Below are 13,528 nucleotides of genomic sequence, written 5' to 3' on the forward strand. Positions count from 1 at the left end.
ATCACAAATGTATGGACAATAAGAACCGCTTACATTTATGATAACGTTGTATAAAAATATAAAAGAACTATAATAATAGGAAGGGAGTGAGTCTTATGAAGAAGAAGTATGAAGCATTGGCTATAAGCTTCTTAGTAGTGAATATGATATATAGTCATGGTGTTGTGCATTTACAGCCTTCTATTGGGGATGAGATAGTCGGAATGCTGTATAATTTGTTTCATTTATTTGAATATAATACGATTAATGCACCTTTTGGGCTAAGTGCTTTTTGTTTTCTTATTGGAATGGCTGGTTCTTTTGTAATGGCAATATGTGGTGTGCATTCACATAATTCTATTTCTATACTACAAGGAATATTAAGTTTAATACAGGGCTTACTTGGCACGATTGTCATGATTGTTTTTCTTCATGATCGTCATTTGATAGATAAAGAGTTAGTTGGAACTTTAGGAACACTCACTACAATCACAATACTTGTTGTATTATGTAATGCGATATTAAGTGTTCTTGTAGAGATGGATGTAAGAAATCATATACAGATCTTTGATCGTGCTTTATTGAAACCTTTAATGAGTAATTTGTCGCTTTCTATATTATTTCTTTCAATGACACTTGTTGCCTATGCGACAATGTATTTACTGCCAGTGAGAAGTATCTGTCAGCTGTTTGGATTGAATTTAGTACTATTAACAGGAGTATTAGGATGTTTTTCTATAGGTATGAGTGCATTACTCAGAAAGGTTAATACGACTTATATGATTTGTGGTAGTCTTATGGTTCTTGTATGTTTATTTAGTTTTATGAGATTTCATATAATTGCCTGCTTATTAACTGTTATCAGTTTAATAATATGTATAAGGAATAAACCTGTGAAGGTATAGAGGAGTTGATCTCCTCTTTTATTTTCACAAAAAAACTTCAAGACAATCATGCCTTGAAGTCATCTTTAAGATTTTAACGCTAAGCGATATGAAATTTCATCCAGCAATACATAAACAGGGATAGGATACCGTAAGTAATGGTTGTATAACTTCGATTAATAATGCAGCAATTTTGTATTTCATATAAATATATCCTCCTTTGTTTATGAATTGCCTATATATTAACACGCTTTTATGAGTGTGTCACTCAATGTTATAAAAAAAATAGAGAAGCGATTTGCTTCTCTATTCGTCGTCTTCACTTGTAATGAATTCATCATAGATGGCTTTGATAGCTGGTTTGAAATAACAGTTTCTTACCCCTACGATGATATTCAATTCTGATGAACCCTGGTCAATCATCTTAACGTTGATGTTTTCTTTCGCAAGTGCTTTAAATACTCTTGCTGAAGTACCACGGCTGTCCTTCATACCACGACCTACGACCGCAATTAAGGCTAAATCAGATTCTAAGACAATATAGTCAGGCTGTACAGCACGATGTAATCCTGCAAGGATGGCCTGTTCTTTTTCAATGAAGTCATCGCTGTTCACAATGATAGTCATTGTATCGATACCTGAAGGCATATGTTCAAATGAAAGACCATGCTCTTCAAATACCTGTAGTACTTTACGACCAAAACCGATTTCACTGTTCATCATGTCTTTTTCAATCATGACAGTCGCAAAACCTGTTTTACCTGCAATACCTGTAATAACGTGGTCTGGTTTATGACAAGTACTTTCTACAATGAGAGTACCCGCATCTTCTGGACTGTTGGTATTCTTGATTAAGATAGGAATACCTTCATTTCTTACTGGGAAGATGGAATTTTGATGTAGAACACTTGCACCCATATAAGATAATTCTCTTAATTCTTTGTAAGTGATTGTCGCAATTGGTTTAGGATCCTTGACAATACGTGGATCCGCAATAAGGAATCCTGATACATCTGTCCAGTTCTCATAAAGATCTGCACAGGCACATTTCGCAACGATACTACCAGTAACATCACTACCACCTCTAGAGAAGGCTTTAATGCGCCCTGATTCATCATTTAATTGACCATAGAATCCTGGAACGACTGCATAGTCATGTTCAGATAAAGCTTTTGTGAGAGCTGCATCTGTTTTCTTTTCATCATATCTACCATGCTTATCGATATAAATAACATCTGCCGCATCAATAAAGTCAAAGCCTAAATAATTAGCTAACACTTTACCATTTAAATATTCACCACGTGAAATTGTATAATCAAAACTGTTCTGTTTCTTAATTTCTTCTTTAATTTCTTTAAAGTCTTCTTCTAAAGAAATATCAAGACCTAGTTCAGTAATGATTCCATTGTAACGTGCTTTGATTCTGTCATAGATTTCTTCAAAATCATCTTTGTTGTGATGTGAATAGGCAAGAATCAATAAATCTGTTACTTTTGTATCTTCTTTATTTCTTTTCCCAGGGGCACTGGGAACTACATAATGACGATCAGTATCTTCTAGAACGATGTCATGTACTTTTTTAAACTGAGTTGCGCTGGCTAACGATGAGCCACCAAATTTAACCACTTTCATATCTTTATTCCACCTCACACTTTTGTATAAAGATTACATGATTTGGCTAAACTAATCAATATATTTTTTGCTTAATTCGAATATTTTTTCAAAATAACTTCAATTTTCTTATAAGAAATAAATGTTATAATTGAAATAACACCATATTTAAAGAGATTGAATGGAACAAGTGATGCAATAACCATAGTTGTCATATCTTTTACTAATGGATTGATCTTAGAGAACATACCGATGATGGCTTCTGTAGACATACCAAATAGTTTTGCATACATTGGGAACATCACTAATAGGTTTGATGCAATCGCAAATAAGCTTGTTGCAACAGTTGCAAGTGCCATACCTATTACAGCGCCCTTCTTAGTACGATGCTTTCTATAATATAAGCAGGCTACTCCCATATAACATACGCTTAGTAAGAAGTTAGATGCTTCTCCTACAAACATAGTAGTAGTTGGTTTAAAGAGAAGGTTTAAGACAATCTTTAAGAATGCGATTAATACACCAGTAAGTGGGCCGAATACAAATCCACCAATTAATACTGGAAAATCTGAGAAATCAAATTTAATAAACATTGGTACCAAAGGTACATTGAAGTCTAGTACCATAAGAATTGCAGCTAATGCACCAAGTAGAGCTGCCATTACTAGTTTTTTAGTTTTCATTTTTGCCTCTTTCTATGGCGAAAAAAAATCTCCTATATATATCTTATAGGAGATTGAAAAAGTCATTTCATAAAAACGCCATCTTTTTCCATCCGGACTATACCGTCGGTACTGGAATTACACCAGTTCATGCTTTACGCTCGCGGACTATCACCGCCGATCAGGAATTTCACCTGCCCCAAAGATACAATAACTATTATAGAAGTGTTATATGAGGTTGTCAACATATACAAAAGGTCTTTAAAAACGATCTAAAGTGAAAAGTTAAATTCCACTTTAGGCGGGTCAAAGTTGCGTTTAGTCTTTCACATCTTTCCAGTTGATTTTACTCTTACAGTTGAATTTACTTTTACACCTTCAAAAGTTGAATTTACTCTTACAGGTATATAATTACCGTGATGTCTGTTTCTCTATTTCATGAAAGGCTGATTATCATGGCTAAATCAAATAAGAATTTACATCTTACTCTTTCAGAAAGACAAATCATTGAGAGAGGGATAGAAAATGGTGCTACCAAGGCTTCTATCGCTGCAACTCTTGGGAAGGATAAATCAACTATAGGCAAAGAAATAAAGGCACATAGAAAACATTCACATTACTGCAGTTTTGATCCTGCATGTGCCAACAAGGACAGATGCAAGCATCATCATGTATGTAAGGATTGTGCTGATTTGGTAGTTTTTAAATGCAAGCGAAGAGACAGATCTCCTGGTGCCTGCAACGGGTGTCCTAAATTCCAGCACTGTAGATTTGACAAGTTCACATATTCTGCAGATCTCGCCAATAAGGAATATATGGCTGATCTCATTGAATCAAGAGAAGGAATAAACATGACATACAGCGAACTTAAGGCTTTAGCTGATGTCATTGTCCCTCTTGTTAAGAAGGGTCATTCACCATATCAGATCATCACTTCTCATCCTGAACTGAATATTTCTGAAAAGACATTATACAATTACATAGAATCTGGCGTATTTAGACAGTTCGGCCTGCTTGATATTGACTTAAGAGTCAAGACAAGAAGAATATCAAAGAAGGATTCTGTCAAATATAAAAAAAGAGAAGACAGAAAGTTCCTGATAGGCCGCACCTATAAGGATTTCATCTCATATACTGACGATCATGACAACGTTAGTATTGTCGAGATGGATACCGTCTACAATGGGCAAAGCGGTCCCTTCATGCAGACTTTTAAGTTCCTGTCTTACTCTTTCATGTTCATTATATACCATGAAGAGAAGACTGCAAAGGCTATGGTTGAAGGCGTAGCCCTTCTTGAATCAATATTAGGAAAAAACCTTTTTGTAAAGGAAGTGGAGGTCATCAAGACAGATAGAGGTACTGAATTCTCAGATGCAGATGGACTAGAAAAGGACAATGATGGCAGCATGAGGACTCATGTCTTTTACTGTGATCCTATGCAATCATGCCAGAAAGGAAGTCTTGAGAACAACCACAAAGAGATACGTTACATATGCCCTAAAGAAGCAGATCTCAAGGATCTCGGTTTTGATTCACAGGAGAAGGCTAACCTCATGGCATCCCACATCAATTCCCAGCCAAAGGAGAACCTAAAAGGAAAGTCACCGCTGGAGATGATGGAGTTCCTAAGTCCAGATTTATATAAGAAATTCATAAAATTTGGAATCAAGAAAATAGAAAATGATGAAATAATTTTAAAACCATATTTATTAAAAGAAGATAACTAAAATCATTCGGAGAATGTATGAAACATGAGATGCAGACTGACAATAGCACATGCAGTTAAAGTGGAATTTAGTCTTACACCCGAAAAAAATGAACGAAATTCCATAGCTTTACTGCACCTTAAAATACAATGATTTCTGTGATTAAAGTCACACTTCTTATATACGTATGACTAATTTCCATTTCTAAAACAAAAAGAATATCAGACTTAATATCCGATATTCTTATGAAAACATTATCCTGAACGAGTAAATTCCACAATTTTTTTGTTCCGTTTTAAAGTGGAATTTAACTTTTCACTTTAGCTCTTTAAAAACGATAACATATTCGATATAATGAAGAAGAATTAAAAAAGGTGGGTACAATATGTCAGATAAACAAAATAGCACGCTTGAAGAAGAAAGAGAACCTCTTTCTAAGAGTTGGATTTTTGCAGGTATTGTTCTTTTTCCACTGATTCCTTTTGTGCTGATATATTTTAATAAACATATAAAGAAGAAAATGAAGATATTTTTAGGTATTGTTTATTTTGTTTTCTTGTTTGGTGTTTATCAATATGCATGTGTAGCACAAGGACCAGTATTAAGTAGTGTGGTTATTCCTGATCAGTATGTAACTGTGAAACAGGGAGAAACATACCAGATTCATTACAAGACTGATCCTCAGAAAGTAAAAGTAGAATATACACATTATTCATCTCAATATGCAAATGTGGCTAGTGTTGATCAGAAAGGTTTAGTGACTACTATTACTCCTGGTACAACACGTATTACTTTGACTGCAGGGGATAATCATCATACTTATAAAAAGAAATATCTTACAATCCATGTGATTGAATAGAGCGTGTTTACGCTCTTTTTTTGTTAGGAGGAAGGATTATGAGAAATAAAGATATTTATATTATTACATGTTCCAAATGCGGTAAAGAGAATAGATATGAGGATTATAGCTGTGTCGGACGAGATCAAAGAGAACGTATTATTGATGATTCTATTATGTCTTATACATGTCCACATTGTGGAGAGACAACTTTTTTAAAGCATCCCTTGACTTATATAGATCCTGTACATCACTTTATTGTACAGTATGGACAGGATAAGGATCAGTTTATTCATGGTGTGGAACAGTTACGGATGACTCCTCTTTATAAAGATTATATATTCCGTTATACAGATTCCTGGCTGAATTTCAAAGAGAAGATCATGATTCTAGAGAATAGAGATGATCGTTTAATAGAGTTGTATAAGATGGCTTTAAAGAAAGAGTTAAATGAAGATATTCCTTCTTTTTTCTTATTTAATAAGGAAGAAGAAAAAGAACTCATGATTGCGTTAAATCCCAATGGGACACGTGCTTATATCTTTAATAGGAACTGGTATGATTTAAAGGAACAGGATCCTGTAATGAATAAGATATTGAAGTATGATACAAGTCTAATAGTAGATAAAGAGTGGGCAGAGCGTCTTTATGATTATCGTTTAAAGGTATCTTTATGTGAGGTACAGACAAAAATACAAGTAAGGACATATTTAATTCCTTCTTATGATCATATAGATGTTGGTGATTATGTTTATGTAGAAGAAAATGGAGAAAGAGTGTTAGGACAGGTCATGACTAAGAATTATAAGTCCATCTTTGATATACCTGATCATCTTCATTTTATTGAAAAGACATTACCTTTAGAAACAGAGTATGATCAATCTTTAAAAAAAGAATATAAAGAATTATTTCCTGTTAAGAATGAAAGAAAAGAAGCTTTCTTAGAACTTCTAGATAATATACGTTTCTATTATTATTTAGAAGAAAAAGATAGGAATGCTTCTAATTATGTCATAGATATTGATGGGTTCCGTTTGATTCCTCTTTATATAGATAGAGAAGAAGCCATCAATAAGAAACCTATGAATACTTATATATTAAGTGATCTATTAACAGATGTATTAAAGATGACATTTGAAAAGATTGATGGTTATATGATTTATGATGAGAAAGAACCTTATATATTAGATTCTCATCTTATTGATCTATTCTTATCCTATACAGCACATAAAAAGACCCAGATCAATTAAGTCTGGGATTTTTTTAAATGAGTTCTACCTGATGGTCTTTAAATACTTTTACAAGAGAGTGGTCTAATTCTTTTTCACATATATAGCCTGTGAAGTCATCAAGTGAGGCATAGGCATAGTTTCCATCTTGATTGAGTTTAGCACTTTCTCCTACCATATAGGCTTTCTTACTTGCATTGATGGCTGTCTTTTTAGTGATACCATCGTTTGTTTCATAGGTTGTAATGACATTATGTTCTAAATCAATACCAACAACACCAATAAATGAAATATCAAAACGATATTTTCTAATCAAGTGATCTGTAAGTGCACCTACAAATCCATCTTTTACCTGATTGAAGTCTCCTCCTAAAAAGATGAGTCTCACTGCACTGTTTTGTCTATAGAGCTGCATAATATCAATCATATTTGTCACAATAGTGAGTGCGATATTCTTTTCAAATATGAGTTTTGCGATTTCTAAATTGATTGTAGATATATCCAGGAAGATCACATAGCCCTTTTCTAGTTCATTAACAGCTTTAGAGGCAATGATTTTCTTTTCTTCACTATAAAGTTCGACACGTTCTGATACATTGGTATGATGTAAATTAACACGTACATTGACTGCACCGCCATGTACTCTTTTAAGTTTCCCTGCCTTTTCTAAGAGTGTGAGATCTTTACGGATACAATCTTCTGTCACGCCAAAAGATGAAGCCAGTTCTTTCACAAAGACCTGTCCATTAATATTCAGTTTTGTAATGATTTGTTGATGACGTTTTTTCTGTGACATCTTATACTCCCTTAAAATGATTTTTTCCAGTCACCTGACTCAAAGTAATCTTATAAACATGGCATGTGTCTATATAATCCTTATTATAAGGATATGTTTCATAACCACAATGCGTTAGAATAGATTCCATCGCTTCATCATATAAGTCATGAGGAACTGGTTCGACAATTCCTTTTCCAATAATAGATGAATAAGAATTAGAGACTGTCTTATCTGGTTTATAAAAATATTCATATAATGTTTCTGCCTGCACACCAACATGATGATTTTCTTTAATAAGATGAGTCATCTTTCCTTCTCTTGGTGTATAGATATAAAGTACTATTTTGTCTTGATCCTCTCCTATTCCAAAGTTCATTGGAACAATATAAGGACAGTCATCATCTTGAAATGCGATATGCAATGTATCAAAATGATGAAGCATCTCCCTTAACTGATTTAAATCTTCTACTGTTTCTGCCATTTCTCTCTCCCCTTTTGTATCTATTTTAACACATTAGATGAAAGAAAAACTGTAAGCGGTTAAAAAAATCCCAAAATAATAGAAGAAAATATTCAAAATTCCTAATATCTGGTACTTATTTCTCTTATAGAAGACAAGAAGTACATCTGATAAGAGATAGAGAATAAAGCCTAATGCCATCATCTTGAAGTTAAGTATATTCATAGTTATGGCTGTAAGAATACTTTTAGCTGTCAGCCAGACGAGCGCAAATATATAGCTGGTGATTTCTGTTTTATATTCTATATCTTTAGAATAAGTCACTATTTCCAATAAGATCATAGATACTACTGGCACAATAAGTTCTATATAGGTGAATGGCTGATAATGATAATAAAAGAATAGACAAGCAATATCACCTATAAGAAATGCATTAAGTCCATACTTAAATAGATTTTTCTTACATAGGAGTAGATCTCCTATCATGAATGCGAGTAATCCTGGCAAGATAAGAAGAAATAGTTTTGTCTGATGGGATAAGTAGGCAGTGAGAATAAAGCCAAATGAACAGAGTCCTTTTGTATAGATATGATAACGTGTACGCCATGTACAAGCCATAATAAGAAATAATAAAATATATAGTAATATCATATATAACTTCCTTTCTGAAATAGTCTACCATAAATCAAAGATGTGTGCTATAGTGGTGCTCAAAGGGGGGATAAGACAAATGATCAAATTAATTGCGACAGATATGGATGGAACATTCCTAGATAATAAGAAGCAGTTTGATAAGTCTTTTATTGATTTATTTTTTGAAATGAAGGAACAGGGTGTACTGTTTGTGGCTGCAAGCGGTAACCAGTATGCCAGACTTTATCAGAAGTTCTTACCTATGAGTGAGGATATGTATTTTATTGCGGATGGAGGCAGTTATATTGCGAAGGGTCCAAATACATTAGAAGTATTTGATATGAACCGTAAGAAAGCATTTCTTGCAATAGAGAGAGTAAAGGAACATTATCCTGATTTTAAGATTGTAGTAGCAGGAGAAAAGTATGCTTACGCAAGAAAGAAGGATCATCTGACTAAAGAACTGACTACTTATTATTGTTCAAATAAGTTGATTGATGATTTTGATGAAATTGATGAACCTATTACTAAGATTGCGATACTTGATCCTAGTGGAGATATTAAGAATAATGCAGGAGATATTACTTCTATCTTACCTAGTGGGTTACAGATTATTACATCGGGTAATGAATGGATGGATATTCAAAGAGATGGTGTAAATAAGGGTCTTGGTATGCGTTATATTCAGGAACATGAACATATTTCTAGAGATGAATGTCTTGCTTTTGGTGACCAGATGAATGATTATGCTTTATTAAAGTCTGTGAAGTATGGTTTTGCGATGGAGAATGCAGTAGATGAAATCAAGAAGCTGGCATATGGTATTACTGATTCTAATGAAGATCAGGGATGCTTAAAAATTATTAAAAAAGCGCTTAGAAAAAATAAAGAACAGGCCGCTAACGACCTGCTTTAAAATAAAAATCACAATGATTTTGGATATCAAAGGAAGAAAAGTATTTTTCTTCTAATGGTATCCATTTTTTTATGAACATGTTAAGGGCTTCTTTTCCATTTCTTTCTTCTATACGTTTATATCGTAATGATTCATCTATATCTAAGAATATAGTCATATCATAATCATCAATAAGCTCAGGATGACATGAATAAGACCCTTCTATGATATTAATAGGTTTATAAGAGTATAAGGCTCCTTCACTTATAGACATTGTGGAACAATCAAAAGGGCGATAAAGAACATCTTGATGTTCTTTTAGAGGTTCTAATACTTCTTTTTTAAATCTTTCTCTATCTACATTACCACCTGGTTCATTATAGCGCTCCTGCGTACGCTGATATTCCTGAAGATAGAAATCATCCATATGAAATATATGACAATCAAAATACGCTTTTAATTTATTCGCAAGAGTTGTTTTCCCACTTCCACATCTTCCATCTATTGCGATAGTGACATGTCCCTTTTGTTGATATATTTTATTAATTGCTTCTAATACATCCTGTTCCTTATAAGGAAGATATTTTAAACCTTCTTCTAAGTAATGGGCCTGTAAGAGTTCTACTTTGATATCTTTTGTAGAGACTTCTTGAAGTGTTCTGTCCCCTTCTTCTGCTTTTCTTAAAATGGTTATATGAGGATAAAAGGGTTTATCATCAAAAGGAATATCATGCTGCTTCAATGTATTTCTTAGTGTATTCACATAAGCATCTAATTCAGGATTTTCTTTGACTCCTACCCAGTATATCTTCTTGAAATGGCCAATACGGTTAGTAGTGATGGTGATTTCAGGAAAAGGAATAGATTGTATAATCTCCATGATTTCATCCTGTCTATTTGTTTCACCAAAGAAAGCTAAAGTCATATGAAGATTATCTGGATCATAATACTTGCCTTTAATACCTTCTTCCTTTAAAGAATCTATAATATGAACCAGTTCTTCTTTAAAAGAAGAATTAAATGTAAGTGCGATAAATTGTCTCATAAAATTCATCCTTTCCATGATATAATGAACAAGCTATGTGCATGTAGCTCAACGGGATAGAGCATCAGACTCCGGCTCTGAAGACTGCAGGTTCAAATCCTGTCATGCACGTCAACAAGGAAAAAAAGGCAGCACAAGCTGCCTTTTATTATACACTTTGTCTAATTCTTTCTATATGTATCGCAAGATAGCCTATTTCTTCATCGGATATCTTTTCTAGAATCAGCTTTTCTATATAATCCGCTACACGACATGCCACTGCATAGCTTTCTGGAAACTTTTCTTTTGTATAGTCAGTCATAGAAACCTGCACATCTTCTTTACGATCTATTCGTACCATTAAGAACTTGATGTGATTTACTAAACGAATATATGCAATTGAGTCTTCATCAATCACTATATTGAAGGTTTCTTCTACATAAGTGACTGTCTGATGAATAATGCTGGCAACCTGTAATGAACGTGCAGGTGGCTGAGAACTCAAAGCTGCATGAATATGAAGAGAAATATAACCAATTTCATCATCAGTGATTTCATACCCTAATCTTCTTTTAATGATCTTTCTTGCTTTTGTAGCAACTTCATATTCATCTGCAAACAATAATCGAATATCACTTGTAAGAGGGTTTGAAATCACCATATCATTCTTAATACGATCAATAGAGAATGCGATATGGTCTGCAAGAGGTAAAAGAATCTTGGTGTCAATATCACCAAATTCCTTTTCTGCATAACGAATAATTTCATTGGCTATTTCTAAAAAGATAGGATCAACCCCCTGCAATACATTCTTCCCTGTATTCTTTTCCAAACTATAGCATTTAATATTCTTTCCAGGATTCTCAATTACATCTCCTGCTTTTCTTTTGAAGCCTATTCCTTTCCCTAGTAATATAACTTCTTTATTGAGTTCATCTTTTGCGACAACTCCGTTATTGTTTAGCGTTCCAATGACTTCATAACGCTGTTTTTTCACTTTATTCTCCTTCATGTAATATCTGTTTTATTTCTGATACGATAATGACAACATGTGGTCCATAAGTAATTTGTATACCTTCTCCACGCATATATATACCTGCAGCACCTGTTGCCTTTAAGGCTTCCTCATCAACTAATGTTGGATTCTTTAAAGTCGCACGCAGACGTGTTGTACATGTATCAACATCTAATATATTAGGAATACCACCTAATGCTTCTACAATAGAATGAGACACAGAACTGTCTACGTCAAGACTTTTCTTTCTAGAATAGTCTTTTTTTGTATGCAGCTGTGTATCTTCTCCTCTACCTACTGTTTTAAAATCATAACGTTTAATCATAAACTTAAAGATTGAATAATAAAGCAAGAAATAAATAAAACCTATTATTGGGACAAAGACCCAGTTTGTTTTACTATTTCCCTGTAATATACCAAACAAGAAAAAATCAATCGCTCCTGCACTAAAAGTGAGTCCAATCGAAATATTTAAAGCCTGTGCCACTGCATATGCACTTCCTGCTAGAAGCGCATGAATCAAAAAGAGTGGCGGTGCTTGAAATAAGAATGTGAATTCAATTGGTTCAGTAATACCTGTTAATATAGAAGTCAATGAGGCAGAAAGTAATAAACCTCCTGTTTTTTTACGCTGACTTGGTCTTGCACAATGATACATTGCAAGGGCTGCACCTGGTAAACCAAACATCATAAAGATATATTCACCAGTAAAGAAACGAGTGGCTTCTACATTGAAATGAGTCACATGAGGTGAAGCAAGCTGCGCAAAGAAGATATTCTGAGCCCCCTGGATCACTTGTCCATCCACTACCATACTGCCACCAAGTCCTGTCTGCCAGAATGGAAGATAGAACACATGATGTAATCCAAAAGGAATCAACATACGCTTGACAAAGCCAAATACGAATGTACCTGCATAACTGCTGTCTCTTACAAAAACACCTAAGTGATAAATGGCTTCCTGAACGGGAGGCCATATATTATAGAATATAATTCCTACAAATACAGAAACAATAGAACAGATAACTGGGACAAAACGTGTGCCTGCAAAGAATGATAAGTAATCGGGAAGTCGCGTCATATAGAACCTATTATGAAGATAAGCAACACCAAGTCCTACTACTATACCACCAAAGACACCTACATCTAAAGATTGAATACCACAAATCGTATTGATTGTACCTAATCTGACAAAATCAGCCACCTTTCCATCTACTATAAAACCATTGATAGTAAGTAAGGCATTAATAGAAGCATGCATAATTAAAAAGCTAACCAATGCAGAGAAAGCCGCAGTGGCTTTTTCATGTTTAGCCATGCCCATAGCTATGCCCACTGCAAATAGAACAGGAAGATTATCAAAGACAATATTTCCAGCATTGCACATAATAGTAAACAGTGCATTGAGTGGTGTTCCTTTTCCAAGCATGAATTGAAGATGGTAGGCCTGAATCATTGTTTCATTTGTAAATGAACGCCCTATACCCATCAATAGACCAGCAATAGGTAAAACAGCAATAGGAATCATAAAGCTCTTTCCTACACGTTGCAGTTTACTAAATAGCTTATCAAACATGATTCTTCCTCCTTCTTCGTCTTTTAATCTATTCTATCATTATATAGGATGAAAATCTAATGCTTTTGTAATAGGATTCTTTCTGTTTTTCTTACAAAATAACGCATTTTGTATAATTCTTAAGTTATTTTTAAAAATTTCTTAATTCATTTTTATATGATAAATACAACACTTTTTGATACTTCTTAAAAATTTCTTAAGATTTTTCTTTATTTTTTGATATGAGGTGTTATAA

The 13,528-nt window shown here is 33.7% G+C and carries 13 protein-coding genes, 1 tRNA gene and 1 riboswitch; of the genes, 6 read left to right on the plus strand and 8 right to left on the minus strand.

The window, feature by feature from the left end:
• Positions 1 to 95: 95 nt before the first annotated feature.
• A complete protein-coding gene (locus tag NQ499_RS10060) occupies positions 96 to 884 on the plus strand; it encodes a hypothetical protein (protein WP_006506943.1) in 789 nt (262 codons plus the stop codon).
• Positions 885 to 1,169: 285 nt separating this feature from the next.
• On the opposite strand, the gene NQ499_RS10065 is transcribed toward NQ499_RS10060, so the two are convergent.
• Together NQ499_RS10065 and NQ499_RS10070 are read right to left on the minus strand one after the other, a co-directional pair.
• Positions 1,170 to 2,495 (minus strand): aspartate kinase, encoded by a 1,326-nt coding sequence (locus NQ499_RS10065; RefSeq protein ID WP_040390213.1) that lies wholly within the window; start codon positions 2,493 to 2,495, stop codon positions 1,170 to 1,172.
• 71 nt (positions 2,496 to 2,566) lie between these two features.
• Complete coding sequence (locus NQ499_RS10070; protein ID WP_006506945.1) at positions 2,567 to 3,157, minus strand: ECF transporter S component; 591 nt, start codon at positions 3,155 to 3,157, stop codon at positions 2,567 to 2,569.
• Positions 3,158 to 3,233: 76 nt separating this feature from the next.
• Positions 3,234 to 3,347, minus strand: a riboswitch (FMN riboswitch).
• Positions 3,348 to 3,591: 244 nt separating this feature from the next.
• Between NQ499_RS10070 and NQ499_RS10075 the strand changes: the two genes are divergently transcribed.
• From NQ499_RS10075 to NQ499_RS10085, 3 genes are all read left to right on the plus strand, one after another.
• Complete coding sequence (locus NQ499_RS10075) at positions 3,592 to 4,866, plus strand: IS30 family transposase (RefSeq protein ID WP_259848500.1); 1,275 nt, start codon at positions 3,592 to 3,594, stop codon at positions 4,864 to 4,866.
• A gap of 364 nt (positions 4,867 to 5,230) precedes the next feature.
• Positions 5,231 to 5,704 carry an Ig-like domain-containing protein gene (locus NQ499_RS10080; protein WP_006504951.1) on the plus strand — a complete coding sequence of 158 codons (474 nt, stop codon included), beginning with the start codon at positions 5,231 to 5,233 and terminating at the stop codon, positions 5,702 to 5,704.
• A 38-nt stretch (positions 5,705 to 5,742) separates the two neighbouring features.
• Entirely contained in the window at positions 5,743 to 6,933 is a 1,191-nt protein-coding gene (locus NQ499_RS10085) for a CpXC domain-containing protein (protein ID WP_006504952.1), read from the plus strand.
• A gap of 13 nt (positions 6,934 to 6,946) precedes the next feature.
• Here NQ499_RS10085 and NQ499_RS10090 read toward each other — a convergent pair whose 3' ends face one another.
• The 3 genes from NQ499_RS10090 to NQ499_RS10100 are packed head-to-tail and all read right to left on the minus strand — an operon-like array spanning position 6,947 to position 8,801.
• A complete protein-coding gene (locus tag NQ499_RS10090) occupies positions 6,947 to 7,708 on the minus strand; it encodes a DeoR/GlpR family DNA-binding transcription regulator (RefSeq protein WP_006504953.1) in 762 nt (253 codons plus the stop codon).
• Between the two features lies 1 nt (position 7,709).
• Positions 7,710 to 8,171: a pyridoxamine 5'-phosphate oxidase family protein gene (locus NQ499_RS10095; protein WP_006504954.1), complete on the minus strand. Its 462-nt coding sequence runs from the start codon at positions 8,169 to 8,171 to the stop codon at positions 7,710 to 7,712.
• 33 nt (positions 8,172 to 8,204) lie between these two features.
• Entirely contained in the window at positions 8,205 to 8,801 is a 597-nt protein-coding gene (locus NQ499_RS10100) for a lysoplasmalogenase family protein (RefSeq protein WP_006504955.1), read from the minus strand.
• Positions 8,802 to 8,880: 79 nt separating this feature from the next.
• Between NQ499_RS10100 and NQ499_RS10105 the strand changes: the two genes are divergently transcribed.
• A complete protein-coding gene (locus NQ499_RS10105; protein ID WP_040389681.1) occupies positions 8,881 to 9,699 on the plus strand; it encodes a Cof-type HAD-IIB family hydrolase in 819 nt (272 codons plus the stop codon).
• Here NQ499_RS10105 and thpR read toward each other — a convergent pair.
• Entirely contained in the window at positions 9,683 to 10,723 is a 1,041-nt protein-coding gene (thpR, locus tag NQ499_RS10110) for an RNA 2',3'-cyclic phosphodiesterase (RefSeq protein ID WP_050772151.1), read from the minus strand. The genes NQ499_RS10105 and thpR overlap by 17 nt on opposite strands.
• A gap of 37 nt (positions 10,724 to 10,760) precedes the next feature.
• Between thpR and NQ499_RS10115 the strand changes: the two genes are divergently transcribed.
• Positions 10,761 to 10,834: transfer RNA gene (locus NQ499_RS10115), tRNA-Arg, on the plus strand.
• A gap of 37 nt (positions 10,835 to 10,871) precedes the next feature.
• Here NQ499_RS10115 and NQ499_RS10120 read toward each other — a convergent pair.
• Positions 10,872 to 11,699: a PRD domain-containing protein gene (locus tag NQ499_RS10120; RefSeq protein WP_050772152.1), complete on the minus strand. Its 828-nt coding sequence runs from the start codon at positions 11,697 to 11,699 to the stop codon at positions 10,872 to 10,874.
• A 1-nt stretch (position 11,700) separates the two neighbouring features.
• Positions 11,701 to 13,293, minus strand: a complete 1,593-nt coding sequence (locus tag NQ499_RS10125; protein ID WP_006504959.1) for a PTS transporter subunit EIIC — start codon at positions 13,291 to 13,293, stop codon at positions 11,701 to 11,703.
• Between the last annotated feature and the right edge of the window lie 235 nt (positions 13,294 to 13,528).

It is taken from the genome of Catenibacterium mitsuokai (genome assembly GCF_025148785.1).
Taxonomy (GTDB): Bacteria; Bacillota_I; Bacilli_A; order Erysipelotrichales; family Coprobacillaceae; genus Catenibacterium; species Catenibacterium mitsuoka.